Source organism: Lysinibacillus sp. A4, from assembly GCF_024919535.1.
Classification (GTDB): Bacteria; Bacillota; Bacilli; order Bacillales_A; family Planococcaceae; genus Lysinibacillus; species Lysinibacillus capsici.
In genome coordinates, this window is sequence record NZ_JANWTB010000006.1 from 19,341 (window position 1) to 45,407 (window position 26,067).

Here is a 26,067-nt window from a genome sequence, read left to right on the forward strand (position 1 = left end):
CATGGGGATAATAGCCGCTCCTTATAATGAGAGCGACTACTATATAATTAAACCTCTTTTGCTGTAAACACACCGTCTAATAGGAGTGGCACCATATCTTCAGCAGGCTTAATATTTAATAAATGACAGCACAGTGGTGCAACTTGTAATTGGGAAATAACGCCTTCTTTTATACCAGCCTTTACTGCATCTGAAATGACAAATAGCGGGACATGACGATCCTCATGTGTTGTACCGCCATGATTACCATCTCTTGTCATGCCATGATCAGCCGTAACGATAACCTCATAGCCCAGCGCCATACACTTTGGAATAAACAAGGATAGTAAAGCATCCATCGCTAAAACTCGATTGCGATATTGAGCAGAATCTGCCGTAAATTTGTGACCATCATCATCAACATTCATTGGATGAATATACAGAAAATCAGGCTGCTTTTGAGCCATTAACCATGCTGCATCGGCAAATACATGACTATCTGGATAATGATCCTCAAAATAGAACATACCATTGTCAATTGGTAAATGTGTATCGAGTTGTAGCCTGTCCTCCATATGATTAAATGGCGCTCTATTATAAAGCTCACTCACCCAATAATAGGCGGAGGCTGCTGTAGTTAAACCATGCTCCTTTGCGATATGAAAGACACTTTGCCCTTTCGATAAACGCACTGTCATATTGCTGGTAACGCCATGTACAATAGGGGGTGTACCTGTTAAAATCGTCTCATACAATGGTCTTGATAAAGAAGGCACCTCTGAGCAAACCTTATAGCGAGCAGCTACCTGACGCTCGACTAAATGGTGCAAGAACCCCATATGTGTGCAGGCTGTGTCAAAGCGCAAGGCATCGATAACAATAAGAACCACTTTGTTATTTTGCATGGATTAACACCTGCTCTTGATAGAGTTGAGGGATTTGCTTTGTTGTATCTTCCCATTTCTTTTGGTCTTTAACAGGTTGTGCATTCGTATACATATCAGCAGGTAATAGTAAATCTTTTACATCCTGTGGTAATTTCACTCCGTCCCGAATTGGACGCGCATAGCCTTTTGCTAAATTTTCTTGACCTGCATCAGATAAAATATATTCACGTGCTAGCATGGCAGCATGTGGGTTTTTGGCATATTTATTAATTACCGTTGCATAACCAGAAGTGACAGATCCCTCCTTAGGTATCACTACATCAAAGCGGTCCTCATCAATTTGATGACGATAACCTAATGCATTAAAGTCCCATAAGATCGCAACATCTATTTCACCTTTTTCTAGGTTTGCTACTGATGGATCTCCCTGTAGACGTCCTTGCTTCGCTAATTCTGCAAAGAAATCTATACCTGGCTGGATGTTGGACTCATCTCCACCAAATGCCATAGCCGCTGCTAAGATGGCAAACTGTGCTTGGTTAGCTGTTAATGCATCCCCAATACTTACTGTGTAATCTCCATTTTTTAGGTCTTCCCATGATGTTGGAGCATTCTTCACATTATTTTTATCTGTCAAAAAAGAAATGGTTCCTGTATAGCCAACAATCCAGTGTCCCTCATCATCTTTAGCCCAATCAGGTATTTCATCCCAATAAGACGTTTTGTATGATAATGTTAAGCCCTTGTCCTTAGCGATTGGTCCAAAAGCAATCCCGACATCTCCAATATCTGCCGTAGCATCATCCTTCTCTGCTTCAAACTTCGCTAACTCCTCTGCACTCGACATGTCCGTATCCTTGTGTTTGATGCTATATTCGGTCCCGAGTTCCTCCCAGGTTTCTACCCAGTTCGCCCATGTATCTGGCATACCGACAGAATGAACAGTGCCCTCTTCCTTTGCTTTTTCTGTAATGTCCTCAAGCGATAAATCCTTGTTTACCTCATTTGCACTAGATGAACTGTCAGAACAAGCTGCCAACATGGAAATAGCTAATGCACCAATTAGACCTTTTTTCCACAGTTTTTGAATTGCCATGTGTTGGACCCTCCATTTGTTTTGCTTTATTTTTATTTGCTTACAAACGTTATGTTATAAAACAAACATTAAGCAAGTATGGAGGTGTTAAGAATATTTAGTAAAAATTATTGAGGAATTATAAATATCTATGAATTTAATGAATAAATGAAGTAGGCTTGTAAAGCTAGCGGGGGAAGATAAGAAAAATCTAAGTATGTGTACGTTTGCTTTACAGACGTACACATACTTAGATTATTTGGAGAGACCTAAAAAATCAGCATATGTATGCGGCTCATTTTCCTTGAGAATTGTTAAAAATGTAAATGCCAATTGCACAACTGACCACCATCTCATATTGTAGGACATTTCAAAACGAGAGGGCTCTAATGAAAAGACATCTTGAAAAATATCTAACGGTTCTATTTGCTCATCCTTTAAAATGGATAGAAAGCCAAGAAATAACGTATGATCTTTAACCTCAATCAATTTGTCCTCTACAAGTGCATCAATATTTTCAGGGTGTTGAAAATTACATTGTGTAGCTACATAACGTTCTAAATCCTGAGCACGCTTTCGGTCTTCACGTTCCTTTTTTTTTGCAATAAAATCAATGACGTTATTCACGTACATCGCCTCTTTTTTTCTTTTATTGTAGCATTTTTTATAGAAACATTGCCTGAAATAGCCCTTTATCCATTCCGTTTAAATGGTTTGTTTTTTATTAAATTCCTCTAAAAAAGTAGTCAATTTGTGAAATTCCACAGAGAAGACATCTTGCATTCCAAAATATCCTTCTTTTTCATCTATAATAGTGGCAAACTTTTTATAAAGACGGTGAATATAGCCATGATGGCGATAAGCATAAAATTGGACTTCCTTCACTTCTGGGTGTTCTTCTAAAATATGTTTTAGCATTTGTAGAAAACCCTTAACAAAGGATCGAGTATTTTGATATTCTTTCTTTAAAAGTGCGCAATCAATAAAAACGATATGTTTATTTTTAAATTGATCTTCTCTTACACCCAATGTATAGCTTGCTGCAGCAAATACTTCCTCGTGTATATTTTGAAAGAGAAGCAGATTTGTTTCCTCTATCATGACATATAAACTACCAAGTGTATCTAAAATCGGATACATATCATCAAATATTTTTCTATTTTGCAAAAAGAAAACAGCGAATTTTTCATAATCCTTATCAGTCTTACACTGCACTATTTCCATTCATCTTCCCCCTTATTTCGTTACCCACTTACCATTTACTAAAATCGCTTCGGCAGTACCGTCCTCACGTATTCCATTAACCTGCAAGTTTTGTGAGCCTATCATAAAATCAATATGGATCATACTATTATTTATGTTTTCTAAGTTTAAACCGTCTTCTTTCAAGCCTGAAGTATAGGCTTGCCCAAAGGCTAAATGACTGGATGCATTCTCGTCGAATAAATTATGATAAAACAGTAGATTGCTCGCAGAGATTGCAGAATCATGAGGAACCAATGCAACCTCACCTATATATCTAGCACCCTCGTCCTTGTGAAGAATACTTTGTAATGCATCCATCCCTTTTTCTGCAAAGAAATCTATAATTTCTCCATCTTTAAATGTAAGTGTAAATTGATCAATGATCTGCCCTTCATAAACTAATGGCTTTGTACTTTTGACTATTCCATTTACCCCTCTTTTGAGTGGTGTTGTATAAATTTCTTCAGTTGGCATATTACAAATAAATGAGCTTCCCTTGTCATTCGTTTCCAGGCCATTTACCCAACGATGATTTTGTGGTAGTTCTATTTTTAAATTTGTGTCTTCGCTAATGAAGTGTAAATAACGGAAATACTTTTCATTCAAGAACGTGGCTGTTTTATTTAATGTTTCAACATGCTTTTCCCAGGCTTGTAGTGGGCTCTCTTCATTTAATCTGAGTATTTCAAAAAACTTTTCCCATAATTCCTCAAGAGCATTTTTGGGCTCTAAATCAGGGAAAATAGATGCTGCCCATTGCTCCGTCGGATAAACAATAACAGTCCAACTAACTTCCATTCCAATCAATCTTTCGGTAAAAGAACGAAAAGCAAGTGCAGAAGCATACTCTGCTTTTTCTACCTTTACAGGGTCTATTCCCTCCATATTTTGCAAGTGGGGTGAAATAATATAAAGAAAAGCAGCACCACTACTCGCCATTTCTTCATACCCCTTCACAAGCCAATCTGGTGTATAGGCTAAGCCTTGCTCTGTCATATATTCAAATTCAATTCGAGCAAGCTCTTCATCAATCCACTTTATATAAACATAATGTGCACCATTGAGATAGGCATGTCGGCAAACCCTCCGAACAAAATCGGCAGCAGCTATCGAGGCAGAAATCACTAAAGTCTGTCCTTGTTGAATATTAATACCTATTTTTATGACCAATTCAGCATACTGCTCTATCTTAGTTTCAAAAGTTTTCATTATAAATTTAACTCCCTATTCAAATAATTTATTGAACACGCCAATGTATTTTTTTACTGATCAATAGATAAGAAAAACAGGAAAAAATAAGTAAGATAAGAACATCTATGTATGTAGAATTGGTCCATCCAACAGTTAACATACCGTGTAATACATTCGCTACATATGTTGTAGGTAACACGTAGGAAATCCACTGCAGAACGATGGGAAGGTCTTTCAGTTCAATCATAACTGGTGTTAAGAAAGTAACAAACATCAACAAAAATTGCGCTACAATATTTGTAAATTGAGGATTTGGAGATAAAAAACCCATTAATACACCAATGCCTACTACACTAAAAATCGCCAATAAAGCAACTGGTAGTAGAAGCCACTCAAAATGAAGATTCACCCCATAAATTTGCTGACCAAATGTAAATACAATGACAAAAGATGGTAAGGAAGTTAAAATTCCATAAAATAATAAAGATAGTATAAAATTAACCTTTCGAATGGGAAGAGACGAGTAATATGTAAAGTAGCCCCCAAATTTTTGATACGAGATATCCTGCCCTAAAATATTCATCCCCATTAATAGAATACTAAAAATCATATTACCGATAATTAATCGTGCTAATTGTTCAGAGCTAGATTCACCCAGTAAAAATTCGAGAAAAACTAAAGTAACTATTGGGAAAATGGAAGACATTGCAATAATCCATAATAATTGATGCCTTACAATAGCTATTTGTATACGAAATAAAATAAGTAATTCAACAAAGAATTGACTAAAGGCATTCATTAACTATTCACTCCTTTGCTGTTCTTGAAGTAATGAATAGACATCTTCTAGACTCGGTGGAAATAGAGAGTATTGGCTAATGCTCAACGTCTCATCCTGTATTATTTCAACAATAGTACGAACCATATTTTTCTCGATTAACATCGTGAGTTTTGTATCCTCTACTAATTCTGCTTGTCCAAAAGCTTTCAGTCTGTCTTGGATATTGTGAATAGAGGCCTCCTGTGCATAAATTTCTAAACGCATTCTTTGGTCTACTCTTCTCTTTAGCTTTTCGACATGGTCAATGGCTAACAGCTTTCCGTTATCTATAACAGCTACACGATGAACAACTTTTTCAGCTTCCAAAATATTGTGAGTGACTAAAATAATTGTTGTACCCTTTTGGTTAAGCTCACGAATGATGTCCCATACTAATTTCCGTTTTAATGGATCCAGCTCATTTGTAGGCTCATCCAAAATCATAACGGATGCCTGACCAATCAAAGTTGCTCCTAAACTAATGAGTCTTCTTTGACCACCCGAAAGCTTTGACAATAGCTTATCTCGATAAGCTTCCATGTCTAACCTCAGCAAAATATTATCTGTCTGTTGCTTCGACTCTTTTTTGGAAAGCCCCTTTAATCTACCCGTAAAATAAATGGCTTCCCATGTTTTTAAAAATGATAAAGCAAAAGTCTCCTGTGAATAATAGGCAATCTGTTTCAATACATACTTCGGATTCTTAGATACTTCTTGTTGATGAAATTTCACGGATCCCTCTGTTGGTGCTAACTGTCCTATCATTTGCTTTATCAGTGTCGTTTTTCCTGCGCCATTCGGTCCTAATAACCCAATTATTTCACCTTTATATATAGTCAGTGAAATGCCATTATTTGCTCTAAATTTACCTTTTTTATAGTAGAAAGTTACATTTTCTAATTCATATATTGGTTCAAGCATGGTAAACAGCCTTCCTGGTTAAATTTCAAAAGAGGAGGTCTGACTAAAAAGTCAGACCTTAAGGTAATAATTATTTACCGAAGGGCTTTGTATCCCCTTTTGGAAAATTAACTGGTGGTGGAAACATCATTATTTTTCACCTCACTTTCATTTTTTATTGAGTGAACAACCATCAGATAAGCTAATGATAATCACTACTTATTTTAGATTTTATATTACTCTGAAGTAATATACAACTAGAAAAATAGAAAAATCAGTATTTTCTTACTCTTAGATAATAGCATGATTTATTTTTAAATTCTTCTATCCATTAGACCATCTATTCATACCATTCTTTTCTGATACGTTGCTTCTACTAGTAAATTGAATCAATTGTAAAACAATAACTCATAAATAATATTTAATTAAAAAACAAGATGTTTACTTTCTTTGCCAATAGCATGATTATTTTGCAGATTATTCTTTAGGCAACATACCATCTACCAATAAATTCACAATATGTTGGGCTATCTCTTCTGGCTTTTTTTGCTTTGGCAGTAATTGAACAAATGTTAAGCGCTCAATAATACCTATTAAGCACTCTGCAACGATATGTGTATCTAAATCTTTCCGAAAGTAGCCAGCATCTACTTCATAATCCAGATTCTCTTTTATTTGCTTGACGATTTGTGCCTTTATTTCATCAGCCTTTGACGATAAAGATAATCCAATCCGTGTTAAATTTGGGTTCTTAGCAAAAAACGCTAATAATTCCTTAACGTTATGGATAATACGTTCTCTTACTGTTGCTTGCTCTAATGCAGGCTGTAAGCGGCTTTTTTTGGCTAAATCCATCATTCGTAAGCGAAAAAGATTTTCTAATTCTTCAAAAATGGCCTCTTTATTTTTAAAGTACAGATAAAAAGTAGGCTGACTTAATGATGCACTTTTTACTATAGTACTCACCTTCGTTTCATGATATCCATGCTGCGCAAACTCTTTCGCTGCAATTTCAAGTAATAATGCGCGACTTTCTTCTCCACTTGCGCCTTTAGGTCTACCTCTTTCTGCCATAAAAAAACTCCTCCATTTAAGTACCCTTAAAACTTTTTTCTATAAAAAAAGCCCTTTATAAGGATAGTTAGTTGTAAAACCTTACTTCCATTAAAAAGGACTAAATTTATTACTAGGGTAACATGAAGAACTTCATTAGGGCAATGACTTTGATCTCTGCCTGAAGTAAATTGGAAAAAATAAACTGCTACTACATCCTCATAACAGGAATAGTGATAGTCACTTTTCCTCCACCCGTTATCGAATCATTAGCGAGTGTTATTACCCCATCATGCTTTTTAATGACTGACTCTGCAATATAAAGGCCCAAACCATGATGATTTGTTGTATTTCTACTTGGGTCTCCACGATAAAATTGTTTGGTAGCCTCTTTTAAATCTTTTGCTGAAAAACCAGTACCACTATCTTTCACAGTAAAATGAATAACATTCTCCTTTCCTTCAACAGATAAAGTGACTTTGCTGTTATTTGGTGTGTGCTCAACTGCATTGACAATCACATTTAATAGAGCCCGATAAAAAGGCTCTTCCTCTATCATAATGGAAGTAGGTAGCCTGATCTTTTCTACACTAACTTTAAGATTTTTTTCTAAAGCAAGAGCTTTCATTTGTTGTTCGACCTTTTGAATAAATAAATGCATGGCTACATTCGATTTTGATGTGACAACACCTTGCTCCACATTCGAAAGATCCATTAATTGCTTTGTGAACTTTTCAATTTCAACCGTATTTTTTAATATATAATGGTTAAATTCTTTTTGCATTTCATCTTGGGCAGTGTCCAATAAAAGTTCGGCATTTCCCCGAATAATCGTCAATGGGGTTTTCAGGTCATGTGCCAGTGCTGAAATTTGTTCTCTGCGCAATCTTTCTGCCTGCCATTGTTGTGTCAATGAAGTATTTAATGCTTCCTTCATTTGCTCAAAGGAAAGAGCAATATCATCAATTTCTCGAATCCCAGATGGTTTTAAATGAAAATCTAAATTTTGATGTTGGATTTTTTCAATAGCTTCTTGTAAACCCATCATTTTTTGTTTTAGTCTTCTGCCAAAATGAACAGCTAGTACTGCTGCTTGTACAACAACTCCAATAATAAAAACTAATAAAACCGTTAATTGCGGGTTAGGTAAATAATTTCTTATGATAGCAGAGCGATACTCAGGGACTAAACTATAGCGTAAAATACATATTTCTTGTTCGCGCTCAATAAATGCATAAAATTGAGAACTTCCTTGCTTCTCTCCCTTTTGTTTTAACTGCCATGCATAGGAAGCCTCTTCTTTTGTTAAATTGCCTGAAATAAACTCTCCCTGATTTGAAACCACTGCATATTCTACAAGATCAGGGATCATCTCGTCCGTTACCGAACTGCTTGTAGCAATACGATCTTTTGCTAAAGTGATTTGTGACTCTGCATAATTTGCAGGTAAAATAATATTAGCTGAAAAGGCAAACATAAATAGACCGATTAATAGTGCCACTAATAAAATGATACCTAAGCAAAGAAAGAATAAATATCTCAGGAAAAATGTATGAAGATGTGTTCCTTTCCTCGGTTTTATCGTCTCCATTTATAGCCGATCCCCCAAACCGTATCAATGACTTCTATGTCAAACGCATGTAGCTTTGACCGAATATTTTTGACATGCTCTGTTATCGCTGTACTGTCACTTTTACCATCAAACCCAAAAATCGTTTCGTATATTTGTTCTTTAGAAAAAACTTGCCCGCGATGACGTGCTAAAAATTCACATATTTCATACTCACTTTTAGTTAGCAGAACGCGCTCATTCTGAACAAACAATTCTTTACCAGAAAGATTAAAGTGAACTTTATCGCTATAAAGGATGTTCCGCTTCTCTCTGCTTTCCCGTCGGATATGCGCATTCACCCTTGCCCGTAGCTCTCCAATGCCAAATGGTTTAATCAAATAATCATCTGCGCCTAGGCCTAAACCATACATCACATCTTCTTCTAAGGATTTAGCTGTAAGAAAAAGAATAGGACAATCTACAGCATGCCTAATTTGCCCACACAATGTAAAGCCATCCATAATAGGCATCATCACATCAAGCAAAATTAAATCAAAGGAACCTAAATCCATCTTGCCTACTTCTGTCGGTTTAGACACAATGGTTACCAAGTGATTATCTTTATAAAGTGCATTTTTTATCAGCATTAAAATATCCACTTCATCATCCACTACTAATATATTTGCCATAATTCACCCTCTAATTTTCAGCTGCTCTACCTTCCCATCTCCAAAACCATAGGCAAGATAATGCAAAAGCTAGTATGCTTCCACCTAAGCACCATATTATACTAGTCTGGATACTTGCTTCGAGCAATGTTAAATTTGTTCCTGTCGATGATAAAATCCATAAAGAAACAAAATGACCGCTCCATCCATACGGTAAAAAGGGCCAAATACGATCCCCTAAGCCTGTCAGCAATAGGGCGACCAGTAGGGCTTCTACAATACCTAAACCAATCGAAGCGCCTTTACTAAATTGGAAGCTTACAAATAAATGTAACATATAGAAAATCACATGACTGCCGAATAGAATACAAGCAGCCATACTATAAAATGAATAGCCCAAATCAACTTCACGTAATAGTTCTCTAAAGCCAAAACTAAAAATAGCTATAGATAGAAAGATGGATCCAAAGCTAAACAATAATAATAAGATAAGCTTGCTCATATATGTCTTTATTTTTATGTTTGTTGTAGCTAGCATACCTTGGAAACGACCAGCGTTTGCTTCCTGCTCAGATGCCATTGCACATACTAATCCTATAATAATAGGTAGTCCACACGCTAGGCCTTGAAAATAGGCAGTTAATTTTCCGTGAAAATCCCATGGTGAATAGGAATAATAAGCTAAAAACAGTCCAGAAATAACAATGGGGACAAGTAGATGGGTAAGTAGTAATGGAGTTCGTCTTGTTTTAAGAATTTCCGCTCTCAATAATCGTAACATGTCCATTTTCTATTTTGCCTCCCTTTTTTGAAACCACTTTGTCGTGAGTGAAGCGATTATGATAAACCAAGCGATCGTTATCAATAAGCCAGGAAATATAACATCATGATTGAGTAAGGAACTACCCTCAGGTACTGGTAGACCATTTGGTAATATGCCGAGAGTTGAGCATAATAAACGTGCACCAATTGCAAAGGGATAGCAATACCATAGCTCTCCATCTGCAAATACTACAATTCCAATGATATTGGCCACTATATTGAACAAAATAGCCAAATAGGTTCCTAATTTAGCTGCCAAAAAAAGACATAAGGGAATTTGCCACAAAAACGTTACGAAAATAACTAGAGAACTTAATAGGCTGCTTGTGATTGGTAAGCTGTGACCAAATAGCCAGCCCCCTGCTGTAATGCCTCCAAAGAACATACTAGTGATAAGGACAAGCCATACACCTGATGAAAGTATTTTTCCTAACCAAACCCTTTTGAGGCCAAGTGGTAGTGCAAGTATACTATGGTATTTCAACTTCTTATCCTTTTCAATCACTAAGGCACAGCAAATTGTCAGTGCACCTGGCAGAAGCATCGTATACCACCAGTTATAAGCTCCTGTTTGAAAATATTCACCTCCCATAAGTACAGCGCTTATAAGTAAGGTTATAAATGGCGTAAGCCAAAGTAGTTTGGGAATAAAAGTTCGCTTCCACTTTAATTGTTCCGCTTTTATGATGGCTAACATGCTAATGACCTGCCTTTCTGTTGGCAGTGACAACCTGCATGAATAGTGATTCTAATTCATGACCTTGTGGAGCTGGTCCCTGATAGCCAAGCTTGCCACCAGCAATAATGCCAATATCATCCACGACTTGTTCTACCTCAGGCAAAATATGACTAGACAATATAACAGTAATACCTTGTTCTGGAAATGAGCGAATGAGCTTACGAAGCTCTTGTATACCAATTGGATCCAAACCATTTGTTGGCTCATCTAAAATTAACAGTTTCGGTTTGTTTAACAGTGCAATTGCTATGCCCAAACGTTGCTTCATTCCTAAAGAAAACTGACCTGCTCGTTTTTTCCCCGTGTTCGTTAAATCTACAATCTCCAATACTTCGTCAATCCGACTTTGTGGTATGCCTAACGCGATCGTTCGAACTTTTAGATTTTCTTCAGCTGTTAAATTATCATACAAGGGGGGTGTTTCAATTAAAACCCCGATATCCTGCAGATCTTTTCGTGACCATAGATGTCCATTAAAAATGATATCTCCAGCATTAGGTCGTAGCATGCCCGTTATCATCTTTAAGGTTGTAGATTTTCCCGCTCCGTTAGGTCCAAGTAAGCCATAAACTGAATTACGTTTAATTTCTAACGATAAATTATCGACGATTTTTTGTCCTTTAAACGCTTTATTCAAATTGTTTGTTTTCAAAATCAAGTCTTTCATAATTAGTCATCATCCTTTCGATGACCTTAGTGTAAAAAATAAATATAAGGATTTTATAAGGATCTCATAACAATTACTAGGGTTAACCATGCGTTTACCCGCAATCGCTCGTAATTCTTTTCTAAAGCATGAAAAAAAGCATTTGGAATGACTTCATTCCAAATGCTTCGATCTCATCAATTTTACATAAATTCTTTTACTAAATCATTAAAATCATTTTCGCTCATTTTGATATCGATATCTGTTAATGGTAATTCAGAGTAGCCAGGTACTTTTTCTTGATACGACGTTGTTTCCGTATCATGATAAATAATGCCTGTTACTAACCCCTCGTGTTCCATCACTGTACGCATTGCCATACCACGATCTGAGTGATCATAACCTTCAACATCTGCTAATTTTGTTAAATTTTCTTTAAACCAATCATATGTGTTCACTTTGTTATACGTTACACAAGGTGAAAAGACATTGATAAATGAGAAACCTTTATGGTTAATACCAGCTTCAATTAGTGCTGTTAATTCTTTAATATCTGTAGAGAAGCCCTGCGCCACAAATGTTGCACCACTTGTTAACGCTACCTCTAATGGTTTCAATGATGGCTCAATCGCTCCACCTGGTGTAGATTTTGTAATAAATCCAGCAGCTGAACGTGGAGATGTTTGACCTTTTGTTAAACCATAAATTTGGTTATCCATTACAATATAAGTTATATCAATATTACGGCGGATGGCATGAATGGTATGCCCCATACCAATAGCAAATCCATCACCATCACCACCAGAAGCGATAACATGTAAATCACGATTAGCCATTTTCAAACCCTGTGCAATCGGAAGTGCACGACCATGAATACCATGGAATCCATAAGAATTGATATACCCTGAAATTCGACCTGAACATCCAATTCCTGAAATGACAGCAAGTTCATTTGGTTCTATGCCGACATTTGCAGCAGCACGTTGAATAGCTGCTTGTACTGAGAAGTCTCCACAGCCTGGGCACCAGTTTGGTTTCACTGTATTACGAAAATCCTTAAATGTTGCCATTAGCGAGTCAACTCCTTCACACGATTTTCTAATTCACCAGGCAAGAATGGTGTACCATTATATTTAGTGATTGTCGCGATTTTATCGTGACCACCAACATTCATCTTCATAATATTAGCTAATTGACCTGTATAGTTATTTTCTACAACGATCACCTTTTTCGCTTGTGCAACAAGAGGTGCTATTTCTGCAGATGGGAATGGGTGAATTAAACGAATATGGGCATGATTCACTTTCATTCCTTGTGCATTCAGTCGTTCTTGCACTTCTTCAATAGCTCCTCTTGTTGAGTTAAAGCCTACTAATAAAATATCGGCTTCCTCATGTGGTGCATTGACAAAGACTGGGTTATCAAATTTCAAGCTCTCTAATTTGCGGAAGCGTTTATTCATCTGAGTTTGGCGATTACCCGTTGCCTCAGATGGCTTCCCTGTTTCATCATGTTCAACACCTGTAACGTGATGAATACCATGCAATGTACCTGGTAAGACACGAGGTGAAATGCCATCTTCTGTATCTTCGTAACGCTTGAAGTAGGCTTTATCTGCCGCTTCCTCAAGATCATCCATCACAATTTTACCGCGACGAATTTCAATTTTATTATAATCAAATGGCTCAACAGATTGTTTACCTAGAGATAATTGTAGATCTGTCATTAAGATTACTGGTAATTGTAATTCCTCTGCAATGTTAAATGCTTGGATCGTATCAAAGAAAGCTTCCTCCATTGTAGAAGGTGCAATGACTACTTTAGGAATTTCTCCATGAGTACCGTAAAGCATAGCCATCAAATCAGATTGTTCTTGCTTAGTTGGTAACCCAGTTGAAGGGCCTCCACGTTGTGTATCAACTACTACTAAAGGTTGCTCTGTCATACCTGAAAGACCAATTGCTTCCATCATTAATGAAAGACCAGGACCAGCAGAAGCGGTAAAGGAACGTACACCGCCAAAGTTAGCGCCAATAGCCATTGTTGCTGCTGCAATCTCATCTTCCGTTTGGATGACCGTTCCACCGAATTTCGGTAATTTTTTAATCAAGTATTCCATAATTTCAGACGCTGGTGTAATTGGGTATGCTGCCATAAAGCGTGTCCCAGCAGCTAATGCACCAAGTGCTATCGCATCGTTCCCAATCATAAACATGCGACGTTTACCATCTGCAGGTGCAAGCTCCCATTCGCCTATACGATCAACTAACAGCTCATTCATAATTTGACGACCACGTGTAATGGCTTCCATATTTTTTTGTACGACTTCTTCGCCCTTTTTACCAAAAATATCATCGACAACATTTTGGAATACTGCGTCTTCTAGGTTTAGCAATGATGCAGTTGCGCCGATAGCCACCATGTTTTTCATTAAGGAAGTACCAAGCTCTGCTGCTACTTCTGTAAACGGTACTGCAAATAATGGTGCTTTTGAATCCTCTGGTTTAACAGGATCAAATTTTGCATCGGCTAAAATAATACCCTTTTCTGTAAGCTCTTTATAATTGACATCAATTGTTTCTTGATCGAATGCCACTAAAATATCTAAATCATCCGCAATTGAACGTACTTCTGTTGGACGAACTGTAATTTTATTATTCGTATGGCCACCTTTAATTCGAGAAGAGAAGTGACGATAACCGTATAGGAAATAACCTAGACGATTCATTGCCATTGAGAAAATCTCACCTGTACTCTCAATCCCTTCACCCTGTTGCCCACCGACTTTCCATGAAAGCTGATGTAACATGTCAACAACTCCTTAAATCCAATGTGTACTATTATTTTTCCTTCATAAGTTTAACACGAAGAAACCGTCTGGACTATTGTTTCTCCACGATTTAGGCGAAAATCAGACCTTTGACTGAAAATCCTGTTCATAAAGTTGTAATTTTCAAATCTAAGCAAAATCACGCCCCTATTTCAAGTGACATCTATCATATGTAAAACAGGAAAACGAAAAAATGCTCCGCCACCATATTATGTGACAGAGCATTTTACTTCATTACTTTTTTATCGAATACGTTTTTCCACTAGCAGCTTTAATGCTGTTCGTTCTTCTCCAGCAATCAAAATATCGGCAAACGCCGGCGCGCAAATTAAATCTGTGCCACTTGGCGCTACAAATCCGCGTGCAATGGCCACTGCTTTCACGGCTTGGTTAAGTGCACCTGCCCCAACTGCTTGCATTTCTGCCTGCCCTTTTTCTCTGATTACCGCGACTAATGCACCTGCAACTGAATTTGGATTAGAGCGTGATGATACTTTTAATGAATCCACAATTATTCCTCCCCGTTTCGCGAATAGTGTTTACGCTCAACAACTCATGTCCCCCTTTTTGGACCTCAAGTTATTGTCCGTAGCACATTTTATGCTCCGCAAAACGGAAATAGACTAGTTTGACAAAGAAACCTATATCCCCGTAAAAGAAACGTAAAAAAACATTCTTCGACTTATCTACCCTTGAAATGGATAGTCTTCATTTATATAAATGCGTTCACAGGCAATAGCTTTTCCTGTTCGATCATCCATCTCTACAAAGAAACCACTCAAAACCTCTCGCCCTTTTTTCGGAACTTCAAAACGAGATGGCATGTTTGTTTGGAATTTATAGATGACACTTTCCTTCGTCATACCTAAAATTTCATCGTACGGCCCTGTCATACCAACATCCGTGATATAAGCCGTACCTTGTGGGTAGATTCTTGCATCTGCTGTTTGCACATGTGTATGTGTCCCAACAACCGCTGAAGCCTTTCCATCTAAATGCCAACCAAGAGCGATTTTTTCACTAGTCGCTTCAGCATGAAAATCCACGAAGACAAGTGGAGATATTTGTCGAGCCTCTGCAATCAATTGATCTGCCATTGCAAACGGATCCTCATTTGGCGGTAAAAATACGCGACCATGTAAATTAATGACAGATAATGTCACGCCATTTTTAGAAATCTGAACCATACCTTTACCAGGTGCTTCACTTGAAAAGTTTGCCGGACGGATTAAGTAATCCGCGTCATCAATAAAATCAAAAATATCTTTATTGTCCCATGTATGATTCCCCATCGTAATAACATCTACACCCATTTGTAGCAAGCTATTATAAATATTACGAGTAATCCCTCGTCCTGCCGCAGCATTTTCCCCATTTGCAATCACAACATCTGGATTATACTTCTTTTTTAAGCGAGGTAAATATTTTTCCACCGCATCTCGACCAATTGAACCAACAATATCACCAATAAATAGAACTTTCATTATGCAAGACCACACTTTCTCTAAATAACATCTTTTAGTTTACCATCTTTGCTTTGGCAATCGCAAAGTAAAACGCAAACCTTACGCCATTCACACACTTAAATACCAGTTTATTTAGGATTTCTGGATGGGAAATGGTGCATCTTTTTTATGAGAGTCCCCATTGTTATTGAGTTGCCCTATAAAAAACGAGCCGAATTTCCATTTACTCATTATATATGTTATACAAATGGAGCAACTGATACTGACAATAAATGAAATGGCAATGATAGAAAATACACTTAATGTTTCGATAAAATCCGTTAAAAAAATTTTAAGTAGGCTAATCACTAAGGGATGTAATAAATATATACCGAAGGAATAACGACTAATAAAAATGATAAATTTCGGCATTTTTCTTCTGTTACTCGCGATGAAAAATAACAGAAAAGCTACACTGAATGTATAAAGGATAACGTCTATTCTCTTTGAATGAACTTCCGTAATAATACCTGATAATTGAGAGGTTAGCAAAAGGCTTACTGTGATGAGTAATACTGCTAGTAACAGATAACGAAAACGCTGTAACCACGATAGAAACTTATCATAATTTTTTCCACAGTAATAAGCTACTACAAAATAAGCAATCCACGCAGGAAATGGCATCTTATTAAAAAAATCCCATTGTAAACTAGTATACGCTAAATCAGGAAAATACTTAAATGGATCCAAAAAATTAAAAAAGGCTAGGTAACTAAAATTAATGATAAATGCAGTCATTATTACTTGAGAGGCTGGGTATCTTGAGGCAATAAATTTCACAAAAAATGGATGTATGAAATAAAACTGAAAAATGATCACGATAAAATAACCATGGAAATCACCTTCCAAATAATTTAGTATTAGTTTTTTGGCAAATTCAATAGAAGGTGATTCGATTGATTTAAGAACGGCATCAAGTAGTCCAGTAAAAAGAAATGGCATTAACATATATTTATAACGTTTTACATAAAACTTTTTCGGCAAACGATCTGAATAGGAATAGGCAATGACAAACTCTGAGATAAATATAAAAAGAGGTGTCCCGAACATAAAGATCAACTGAATAGATGTCAGGATTACGAATAGTGGACCTTCTTCTATGTCATACATGTTTAATGCCAACGTAACACTATGCATTAACACAATTCCTAAGCAAGCAACGAATCGTAGTAAATATATTTCTTTGACTTCTCGCTTCATCACCATCACCATCACCATCACCTGCCATTTCAAGGGATCAAATCGCCTTTCTATTATGCTACTTACCTTACTAAATGCAGGGATAAAATTATTTACTATCGGTAATTGTTCGCTTTAATTGCACCAAAATATCTCGCATTGTTTGAGGCTCAATAATAAAATTACCTACTAATAAAATAAACATCGTCCATAAGGAAATACATATAGCGGCTACAAGCCATGAACCTGCAGATGTAATATGGAGCTCGATAAAAAATATAAATGGTGTCGCTGCAGTAAGTGCAAAGATACTATTTTGCACAATTTTTTTGACAGTATCTTTAGGTGAATTTTGTAAAATCTTTTTTGAAGAATAAATGATTAAATCATAAGTACGATAGCCATATGAACAAATTCCTCCCAGTAATATTCCTTCTGCGCCAAAATACTGTACAAAAACAAGAGAAACTACTAGGTTGATTAATGCTTCCATAATGGCACGATTTTTCGTCTCTCTAAAATGTCCTGCAGCGTTCACTAACGTATTCGCAGGAATCCGAATTGTGTTCGCTACTCCTACAATGACAAACAATATTGCCAACCAAGGCCTTATGTAATTGGCATCTTCAATACCTGCTGTATAAATCTTTATAAATGGTAATATTAAAATAGCTGTACATGTGTAACTAAAAGCAATGATGCCATAAAAAATATATTCAAAATGATGAAAATATTTCCGAAGAACGTCCTTGTCCTCTTTGACAAGAATGTCGCCAAAGGCTGCTAATATCGCCCCTGAAAAAGTAGATATAAACAATGTGACTGCATTAAACACCATACTATAAACAGTAAACACACTGACTTCTGTTAAGCCTAGAAAAATCGTTATTAAAATAAACGGTGTGTTAAATACTACTAACGAGGCAATTTGATGAATTAAAGCATCCCATTTATCTTTAATTGCTAACCTATTTGCTTGATTTTTACTATTGAAATATGGATATTTCTTTTTAACATACAACCTTAAAAAAAGAACATCCAGTAATAATATGGCACTTGAACTAGCAACAACAATAACGATGGAAAAACCAAATGCTATCAAAGTAACTGACAATAGTGCACTCGCAAAAAGCAACATTGTTTGAATGCGAAAAATAACATAGCTTTTTTGATCTGCCGACAGCAGAACTAAATATTTCCCTATAAAAAAATACTCCCACATGCCACTAATGCCCAAAATAAGTACCATGTAAAGAGCCGTTCGTGGATTCACTTCATCTCCTACTAGTAACGGATAACAAATAGCCAAAATGGCGACTAATCCAACAAAGACATAACCCGAACGTCTATAAAAAAGATTAGTTGCTGAAAGAATTCCATTTATTTGGTCTTTATCGCCCTTGGCTAGTGGCTTATAAAGTGCCACTATAGATGCATTACCAACCCCAGCCTCTACTATTTTTAAATAACTTAAAAATTGCTTAATCGACGAAACTAGCCCGTTTGTAGCAGAGCCGTATGTTGTCATAAATAGTCGAGGTAAAATAAAATTAATAACCGCTGTAATAACTTGTAGCAATACATTAGCCATTAAATTTAAAACTACTCTCCTAGTTCTCATGCTGGTAAGCACCTTTTCTTTTAATAAAAGTAGGAATTAAACTTTTGCAATCACTGATCAGCCGATTAAGCCTATTCAACATGAAAAGTAAAAGAATTTGTTTTTTCTTTAGTAACCAAGTATAGACCTTTGATTTGAGCGGCATATTTGTCATACGAATCGCATGCAACGATCCATGAAACGCTTCATGAATCAACATTTTCTTAATAAAGGTACGCTTTTCATGTAAACGCTTATGGTTGAATCTATTCCATTCATTATTCACCGCTGCCATCACTAAATAAGTAAAATAATACTGAAGTTGTTCAGCAAAATTAGGAACCTGGTCTGCTTTCCTGTACTTTAAAACTTTCAATTGTTCATACAACACAAGTACTTTTTTAAAAAACATCTGATCATAACTAGCCGTCATGGAAGAAGAATGCTGACGATAATGGTAGAGATACTGATTTTCTAATATATAAATACTTTGTGCATCAAGTAAACTAGGATATGTACAAGCAGCATCGTCCCCCATGCAAATTTGATCATCCACATCAAAGAGATTTTTCTCTAATAGATCTCTTTTAAATATTTTATTAGATAAAGATGGATATAAGCCAAAACGGTAATACTCGCCCGAATATAGCATAATTGGATATACTTCTTTTTCCATCCTATCCTTCCTGTACAAACCGGGCGCGACAAGCTGTGAGCTCTTCACTTCTTGATGTGGATAATTTTCTACAATGTCACAAATAACAATATCTACATCAAAATCACGTGCAGTATTACATAATAATTTATACATATCAACTTCAATCCAATCATCACTATCTACAAACCCAATATACTGTCCTTTGGCGACCCTTAGCCCTGCTTTACGAGCACTGACAGCACCACTATTTGCTTGATGAATGACGGTAATTCTTGTATCAAATTGGGCATATTCATCGCAGATTACTGAGCAGTTATCAGTCGAGCCATCATTTACTAATATCAACTCAAAATCTACGAACTCCTGTCTCATAATACTATCAAGACACATTTTTAAGTAAGGTTCCGTATTATAAACAGGGACAATAATGCTTAAATATGGCACTCACCTCACCTCTCATTCATAGTAGTTCCCTTACTTTTACTCATAGTCAGTGCAAACATAATTAATAAAATATGATATGGAAAATAATCCATGACAAATGAATCAAGTCCTATATTCGCTATCAACACGATATAGAGAGGAATAGCGTTAATTGAGAGGATTTGAAAGCCTGGTGTATTCATAATTCCGACATTCTCTCTAAGTACTTTATAGAGGCTTGAAATGTATAGTACTGACAAGGCTACTCCAATTAAACCTATATAATAGGGAGTTGATAAGTACATTGTATGTGCCATCTTCACCTTCGCAAAGCTTGTGCCAAATCCTGCTCCCAAAATAAATACTTTCGTGTTTTGAAAGATTTCATTTACAAAAAGGCCCCAACTACTCACTCGACCAGTGGTAATGGCATCTGTCGATATTCCTGAACCAAAAAAACGAATCCAATAAATTGCGAATAACTTCTCGTAAAAAAAATAGAGGGCAACACCACAAATAATCACGATAAAAGACGAAAATTTAATAGCTGTCTTCACATTATTTTTAATGAAGACAATAAATGTCATCATAATGAAAATGACTAATGTAATAATAAACATTTTTGAGTAGGTCAGTATGCCAAAAAATGCTAATATTACGAGTAATACAATTGACTTTTTCTCCTTTTTTCCATCCAGATTAAAAAGCACTAATAAACAAGCCATTGCTATTAATACTTGCAAACTAAAGTAATTTGGATCTAAATCTAAACCCGTAAATCTTGTACTAATCGAGTTCATTGTCTTCACTGTATTTACAATGGTCATTGACTCTATAAAATGATCAATTTCTGGAATAGAATAACTGATCAATCGAACGATCGAAGCAGCTAGTAAACCCGATGCATAGATATACGTATACCTTCTGAAATATGCCTTATCATGGAGGGTCAATATTGCACAAAAGAGCACACTATAATTCAACACAAAGCCTAAAACTGCAATAAGATTACCACCACTAACTAACGTTACGGCTACCGTATAAAATGCAAATAAAAAATAGGTCAATAAGAGTCGTTTTGAAATACCTTGCTTTTGTAAAAAGAGCGTCAAAATACTTAACAAAATATAGAAAGAACTAAGTACAACAAGCAGTGAATATCCTGTTATATCGAATTTAATGACATACACCCACGATATAAAAAACAATAAATAGTCCATTCGATGCTGCTGCTTATCTAGCAGCATCGCCATACTAGTTAAAAGGAAGAAGAGCCAGAGAAATAGATTACTACCTGTATATATTTTGAATACGACAAAGATACTTGAAATTATACAAATGAGCACACTAAAATTCTTAGATTCTATCATGTACATCAAACTCCAATACTAGTTGCTCTTGAGCTTTTTTGTTTGTGTAGTGATTTTCCTCTATGTAATTTTTCATATTGTGTAGTAATTCTGTATTTTTCATAACACTAGACATGACTTGAAAGATATCTTGAATGTTAAAGCCTGTTATCAATCCGTTATGACCATTACAAATTTGTTCACCTGCTGCGGCAAAGTCTGTAGTAATAACAGGCGTTTGTACAATTAATGCCTCCCCAATGACCATTGGATAGCCTTCGTAGGCTGATGTTAAAATGAATACATCACTACATTTTATAAATGGATACGGATTTTTCATTTCCCCTACAAATTCAACTACATCCTCTACACCAAGTTGCAAAGCTAATTGCTGATTCGAAAGTAGGTCTGGTCCATCCCCTAAAATGCGCCAGCGAAAATTATTTATAGAAGCTTCCTTTAACAACTTACACAGATGTGGAATAAGGTCGAACCTTTTTGTACTATTTTCAATTCGCCCAACAGATATTAAATCCAACTCGCCTTTAAGAAACGGTGTATATTGACATGCCAGTTCTTTAATCTCTTCAATTGGAAAAAAGTTATATACTACTGAAATTTTATGTTGATATTCTGGAAGAAAATTTTTCAAATTTTCCTTACATGCTGCAGAAACACACAACAATCGATCAAAATTTTTATAAGTTTTAACACAAGCCTTATAATTAAAATTCGCTTTAATGGGGTCTGTATGAATCCATGCGAACTTACGATCTGCTATCGCAAATTGATCTACAAATAAATTGGTCCCTTTATTGAAATATTGATTAGGTACATCATTAAAATAAGAAATGGCGATATCATAATGACAATTATTGCGATGTTTTTTTAAAAGTATCGAATAGAAGGTGTGGGAACCTATTAATCGAACAACTATCATACACACAATACGTAAAATAATATGCCATACGTTATTTCTTTTTTTCACTTCAACAAAAGGTGTAGCAATTAGCTGTAACAGTAAGTTCCCTGTATTTACCTTCACATTGGAGGGAATATCGTTCATTAATTCCCCTCCGCTAAATGTAAAAACATCTATCTCGTATTTCTCGTAGAGGCTGATTTCTTTTAGCATATTAATTAGCGCCTTTTGGATACCACCCATTTGAAAATTTTGTGCAACAAATAATATTTTCATATTAGTCCCCCTAAAAATACTATCGTAAATTTTCATATTGCTCTTACGTTTGTAAAAACGGTTCGATAGTCGCTACATGCCACTCCCTTTGCTGCTCATACCCCGCATCGTTTTTATAAATTACTGTATAAATCTGTTATTCGTTTCTCCATTTTCGTCCAGCTATAATCTTCTTCGTACAGCGCCTTCATTTCACGAGAAATTTCTGGCCATTCTTTTCTACGCTTTACCAAATTGTTAATTCCGTTTTGTAAACTCTCTCTATTGTAATCAATAAGTTCTCCAAAATTATTTGTTGCAACTACTTCTGACATTCCCGTATTTTTCACCATAATCAAAGGCTTTCCAAGCATTAATGCTTCATAGAATTTATTAGGTGCGGCATAATAATGGTTAGAAATGGTAGGGTCATAAATAGCCGTCATAATGTCACAACTATTCTCTAACTCTATTGTTTTTTCATAGGGTAACTTACCATAAAAGTGTATATTGTCATGCATTCTCGAAGTTTGCAGCAATGTATCAGCTAACTTACCAAATCCACCAATATGCAGCTCATAACTTGGCGTATTCTTTACTACTTCAACCAATTCACTAATCAATCGATTTTCAGTAAGTATACCTACATAGACTATTTTTACTTTTTTCGGATTCAAATCTAAGCAATCATTTGAATCTATATAACGTGGAGTATTATATATGACCTCTATTTTTTTAGGTGAAGCTTTCGCTATCTGTTCTTTGCGCTTTTCTGTACATATAATGACTGCATCCACACTATTCATAAGACGTATATCTATACTAGCAATGACCTTTCCAATACGCTGTGGTCCATAAAATGGTGATGTATACGAATCAAATACGTCGTAGATTACTTTTTTACGAAGTAATTTTCCACATATTGTACCTACTAGCGCTGTATCAAAATCACAAGCGTGAATCATATCATACGTATTTTTATGGCGAAGTAACCATTGAAAAAGTTTAAGTTGAAATTTTATAAATGGGACTAAGTTCTTTTTCAAACCTCCTCCAAATGTTGCCGGAATACCAAACCTTGTAATACGAATTGCATGATCACCTTCTAACAGTTGGTCCTTTATTTTATATTTTTTATCTCTATCCCAAGCTAAAATGTGAACATTCCAATTATTTTTTGCAAGGCAATGTGCTTCCTTTTCAACCCTTGGATCTGGAGAAACAGGGTTACTCCTCATAAAAACAACTCGCATCTCATATAACCCCCTTAAACACTGAATGTCTCTAGCGCTTCAGCTACTTTTTGCTACCTTTTGTCCTTACAACTTAAAGATGCTTTCCCATTTTAAAAAAACTTCCACCATTTTTTTGTGAAAGTATCATCTGGTTCATATACAATTAATGGCTGATTATTAATGATTCGTTCGTTATTTTCAAGCAAAAAATCTACCACATCCAAATCTTTTTGTTTTTCTAAAAATCTAAGTCCCTTTTCAAATAAGAAAGGACGTGTATTTAAGTTATGCACATCTGAACCGTATGTATGGACAAGATTCGAGCGCACTAAATTTAGCGAAAGTTTTTGGACGGTTTTGCCAAACAATCCTGCTAAACTTCCTGATGTAATTTGTGCATGTGCCCCCACACGTATAATTTGTTCCAAATGACTTGGATTTTCTGAAATGACTCTATTTCGCTCTGGGTGTGCAATAATTGGTGTTATGCCTGCTGTTAATAACGAGTAAATGATATCCTTTGTATATTTGGGAATATGATTAGAGGGAAGTTCCAACAGCAAATAATTGGAATTTGCTAATGTATGTAATTGTTTTTTTTCATACAATTCTAGAATGTTACCTGCCAAGCGTACCTCTTGTCCCGTGTAAAGTTTTAACGGCATATTACGTTGGTCAATTGCCATTTGTAACTGTGCAATTTGCTCATTCACGACATCAAAGGGGACATTATACAATGGATGTAAAGCATGCGAAGTGGAAACAATCGTTGAAATCCCCTCCAAAACTGCCTGCTCAAATAAACAAAGTGTCTCTTCAATCGTTTTCGGACCATCATCGACATCAAATAATATATGACTGTGCATATCAATCACTGTACTTCACTTCCCTGTCTAGGTACTTGAATTAACGATAATATTGCTCATAATATTGATGGAGTGGCATTTTATAGTTATTTAATACTACGCCCAAAATATTTGCTTTTGAGGCTTCAAGGCTTGACTTTGCTTTTAGCACACTTTCATATTCTGCAACTCCACTGTTCACAATTAATAATGTACCATCACATTTATTGGACAAAATTTGAGCATCTGTTACAGATAATAGGGGTGGCGCATCAAAAATAATGATGTCAAACTCTTTCTTTAGTTCCTCAATTACACTCCCCATTAAGGTAGAAGCTAGTAACTCTGCTGGATTGGGGGGAATAGGCCCACTTGTCAAGACATATAGATTAGCAATATCTGTATTATTGACGACTTCGGAAATTGTAAAATGTCTTGTTAGTAAATTTGATAGTCCTCTAGCATTTTGCAATAGAAACGTATAATGCATTGTTGGTTTTCGTAAATCTGCATCTACGATGACGACCCGTTTTCCTTCTTGTGCGAAAACAACACCTATATTGGCTGCATTGGTTGACTTTCCTTCACCTGGTGTTGCAGATGTTACTAATATTGTTTTAATCTCTCTATCAGGCATTGAAAAAGTAATATTTGTTCGGATTGTTCGAAATTGTTCAGAAATAAAAGAATGGTCATTTGCAATCGTCACAAGTTTTCGTGCCATTTTCACTAACTTCTTCTTTTTCTTTTTTTTCCAAAACATTATGATCCTCTCCTCGTTTTACGAGATTTTATCCTAGTGCTTTTATTGTGAGCATCACTTATTTGACTAATCAAGCCAATAATCGGTAGTCCTATTAGCTCCTCAATATCTTGCTCAGTCTTGATTGTAGTATCTAAGCTCTCTATTATGATTATGAGAGCAGCACTTAAAACAAAACCAATAAACGAGGCTGCTACTATATAAAGGGTTTTATTTGGCGCAATCGGTACAGGTTCCTTATCTAATTGTGCAACTGACAAAATATTAACATTATCAACCGTCATTAAAACTTGGATCTCCTCTTGAAACACATCTGCTATTGTATTGGCAATTTCGACAGCCAACCCTGCTTGCTTGTCTACAACATTAATATTGACAACTTGTGAGTTATTGGCACTAGATACAGTAATTTGATCCATTAAAACTTCAGGTGTGACATCCAAATCTAGCCTATTTATAACTTTAGATAAAATAGCAGAACTTGTTATGATAATATTATACGTATTAATAAGTCGGAGATCTGTTTCAACCTGTTGTACACCTAAATGTGGTTGTTCTATATTTTTTTGATTAACTAAAATTTGCGTTTCTGCCTCATAGGTAGGTTTTAACACAAAGATGCTAATAAAGCCCGTAACCAACGCTGCAAAAAGTGTAAAACTTATGATAAAAAGAAAGTTTTCTCGGACTATTTTCAATATATCTTGTAATGTGATTGTTTCTTTCAATGCTCTTCACTCCTTGTCAAAACATAAAACAGTTGTAAAAATGGAGTATAACCTAGGCTGGTTAATTTTTAAAAAGGTATTCATGTTGAGGCTAGTTCACTATGCTTTATTCCATACTATATTGTTGGAATCATCCATTTATTCTTACTGGGTAGATCACATCGAATTTTATTCACATACAAAAAGGCATCCCCTGAC

General features: G+C 35.8%; 26 protein-coding genes. All 26 read right to left on the reverse strand.

The annotated features are described in order from the left end of the window. Positions 1-47: 47 nt before the first annotated feature. The gene (locus tag NY607_RS13200) at positions 48-884 is read right to left on the reverse strand and encodes an alkaline phosphatase family protein (RefSeq protein WP_237899711.1); all 837 of its coding nucleotides are present in this window, start codon (positions 882-884) and stop codon (positions 48-50) included. After that, positions 874-1,962, reverse strand: coding sequence for an ABC transporter substrate-binding protein (locus NY607_RS13205; protein WP_131521841.1), 1,089 nt, complete (start codon positions 1,960-1,962; stop codon positions 874-876). The genes NY607_RS13200 and NY607_RS13205 overlap by 11 nt, the downstream gene beginning before the upstream one ends. Positions 1,963-2,196: 234 nt before the next feature. Beyond that, a complete protein-coding gene (locus NY607_RS13210; protein ID WP_227744978.1) occupies positions 2,197-2,574 on the reverse strand; it encodes an ELKS/Rab6-interacting/CAST family protein in 378 nt (125 codons plus the stop codon). A 72-nt stretch (positions 2,575-2,646) separates the two neighbouring features. Then, positions 2,647-3,165, reverse strand: a complete 519-nt coding sequence (locus NY607_RS13215) for a hypothetical protein (RefSeq protein ID WP_259419851.1) — start codon at positions 3,163-3,165, stop codon at positions 2,647-2,649. Between the two features lie 12 nt (positions 3,166-3,177). Next, positions 3,178-4,395 (reverse strand): aminopeptidase, encoded by a 1,218-nt coding sequence (locus NY607_RS13220; RefSeq protein ID WP_131521843.1) that lies wholly within the window; start codon positions 4,393-4,395, stop codon positions 3,178-3,180. 28 nt (positions 4,396-4,423) lie between these two features. Then, the gene (locus tag NY607_RS13225) at positions 4,424-5,176 is read right to left on the reverse strand and encodes an ABC transporter permease (protein WP_259419852.1); all 753 of its coding nucleotides are present in this window, start codon (positions 5,174-5,176) and stop codon (positions 4,424-4,426) included. Between the two features lie 3 nt (positions 5,177-5,179). Continuing rightward, the gene (locus NY607_RS13230; protein WP_259419853.1) at positions 5,180-6,118 is read right to left on the reverse strand and encodes an ABC transporter ATP-binding protein; all 939 of its coding nucleotides are present in this window, start codon (positions 6,116-6,118) and stop codon (positions 5,180-5,182) included. Between the two features lie 456 nt (positions 6,119-6,574). Next, on the reverse strand, positions 6,575-7,171 hold the full coding sequence (locus NY607_RS13235) for a TetR/AcrR family transcriptional regulator (RefSeq protein ID WP_131521846.1): 597 nt from the start codon (positions 7,169-7,171) through the stop codon (positions 6,575-6,577). Between the two features lie 190 nt (positions 7,172-7,361). Then, the gene (locus NY607_RS13240; RefSeq protein ID WP_259419854.1) at positions 7,362-8,741 is read right to left on the reverse strand and encodes a sensor histidine kinase; all 1,380 of its coding nucleotides are present in this window, start codon (positions 8,739-8,741) and stop codon (positions 7,362-7,364) included. Beyond that, the gene (locus NY607_RS13245) at positions 8,729-9,391 is read right to left on the reverse strand and encodes a response regulator transcription factor (RefSeq protein ID WP_103117599.1); all 663 of its coding nucleotides are present in this window, start codon (positions 9,389-9,391) and stop codon (positions 8,729-8,731) included. The genes NY607_RS13240 and NY607_RS13245 overlap by 13 nt, the downstream gene beginning before the upstream one ends. A 10-nt stretch (positions 9,392-9,401) precedes the next feature. After that, a complete protein-coding gene (locus tag NY607_RS13250) occupies positions 9,402-10,157 on the reverse strand; it encodes a lantibiotic immunity ABC transporter MutG family permease subunit (RefSeq protein WP_259419855.1) in 756 nt (251 codons plus the stop codon). A 3-nt stretch (positions 10,158-10,160) separates the two neighbouring features. Continuing rightward, the gene (locus NY607_RS13255) at positions 10,161-10,889 is read right to left on the reverse strand and encodes a lantibiotic immunity ABC transporter MutE/EpiE family permease subunit (RefSeq protein WP_259419856.1); all 729 of its coding nucleotides are present in this window, start codon (positions 10,887-10,889) and stop codon (positions 10,161-10,163) included. Between the two features lies 1 nt (position 10,890). Further along, complete coding sequence (locus tag NY607_RS13260) at positions 10,891-11,598, reverse strand: lantibiotic protection ABC transporter ATP-binding protein (RefSeq protein ID WP_237899687.1); 708 nt, start codon at positions 11,596-11,598, stop codon at positions 10,891-10,893. 182 nt (positions 11,599-11,780) lie between these two features. After that, entirely contained in the window at positions 11,781-12,647 is an 867-nt protein-coding gene (locus tag NY607_RS13265) for a 2-oxoacid:ferredoxin oxidoreductase subunit beta (protein ID WP_004224896.1), read from the reverse strand. After that, the gene (locus tag NY607_RS13270; protein ID WP_259419857.1) at positions 12,647-14,386 is read right to left on the reverse strand and encodes a 2-oxoacid:acceptor oxidoreductase subunit alpha; all 1,740 of its coding nucleotides are present in this window, start codon (positions 14,384-14,386) and stop codon (positions 12,647-12,649) included. The genes NY607_RS13265 and NY607_RS13270 overlap by 1 nt, the downstream gene beginning before the upstream one ends. Before the next feature lie 263 nt (positions 14,387-14,649). Then, positions 14,650-14,916, reverse strand: coding sequence for a stage V sporulation protein S (locus NY607_RS13275; RefSeq protein WP_004224903.1), 267 nt, complete (start codon positions 14,914-14,916; stop codon positions 14,650-14,652). A 177-nt stretch (positions 14,917-15,093) separates the two neighbouring features. Further along, positions 15,094-15,891, reverse strand: coding sequence for a TIGR00282 family metallophosphoesterase (locus NY607_RS13280; RefSeq protein ID WP_259419859.1), 798 nt, complete (start codon positions 15,889-15,891; stop codon positions 15,094-15,096). A 114-nt stretch (positions 15,892-16,005) separates the two neighbouring features. Then, positions 16,006-17,145, reverse strand: coding sequence for an acyltransferase family protein (locus NY607_RS13285; protein WP_259419860.1), 1,140 nt, complete (start codon positions 17,143-17,145; stop codon positions 16,006-16,008). A 55-nt stretch (positions 17,146-17,200) separates the two neighbouring features. Then, the gene (locus NY607_RS13290) at positions 17,201-18,712 is read right to left on the reverse strand and encodes a lipopolysaccharide biosynthesis protein (protein WP_131521855.1); all 1,512 of its coding nucleotides are present in this window, start codon (positions 18,710-18,712) and stop codon (positions 17,201-17,203) included. Continuing rightward, a complete protein-coding gene (locus NY607_RS13295) occupies positions 18,702-19,793 on the reverse strand; it encodes a glycosyltransferase family 2 protein (RefSeq protein WP_259419861.1) in 1,092 nt (363 codons plus the stop codon). The genes NY607_RS13290 and NY607_RS13295 overlap by 11 nt, the downstream gene beginning before the upstream one ends. Positions 19,794-19,798: 5 nt before the next feature. Beyond that, a complete protein-coding gene (locus NY607_RS13300) occupies positions 19,799-21,142 on the reverse strand; it encodes a hypothetical protein (RefSeq protein ID WP_259419862.1) in 1,344 nt (447 codons plus the stop codon). After that, the gene (locus tag NY607_RS13305) at positions 21,129-22,319 is read right to left on the reverse strand and encodes a glycosyltransferase (protein WP_259419863.1); all 1,191 of its coding nucleotides are present in this window, start codon (positions 22,317-22,319) and stop codon (positions 21,129-21,131) included. The genes NY607_RS13300 and NY607_RS13305 overlap by 14 nt, the downstream gene beginning before the upstream one ends. Positions 22,320-22,432: 113 nt before the next feature. Then, positions 22,433-23,551 carry a glycosyltransferase family 4 protein gene (locus NY607_RS13310; RefSeq protein ID WP_259419864.1) on the reverse strand — a complete coding sequence of 373 codons (1,119 nt, stop codon included), beginning with the start codon at positions 23,549-23,551 and terminating at the stop codon, positions 22,433-22,435. Between the two features lie 92 nt (positions 23,552-23,643). After that, on the reverse strand, positions 23,644-24,399 hold the full coding sequence (locus NY607_RS13315; protein WP_310794750.1) for a tyrosine-protein phosphatase: 756 nt from the start codon (positions 24,397-24,399) through the stop codon (positions 23,644-23,646). 40 nt (positions 24,400-24,439) lie between these two features. Further along, complete coding sequence (locus NY607_RS13320; protein WP_131521861.1) at positions 24,440-25,141, reverse strand: CpsD/CapB family tyrosine-protein kinase; 702 nt, start codon at positions 25,139-25,141, stop codon at positions 24,440-24,442. Next, complete coding sequence (locus NY607_RS13325) at positions 25,141-25,869, reverse strand: YveK family protein (protein ID WP_131521862.1); 729 nt, start codon at positions 25,867-25,869, stop codon at positions 25,141-25,143. The genes NY607_RS13320 and NY607_RS13325 overlap by 1 nt, the downstream gene beginning before the upstream one ends. Positions 25,870-26,067: the final 198 nt, after the last annotated feature.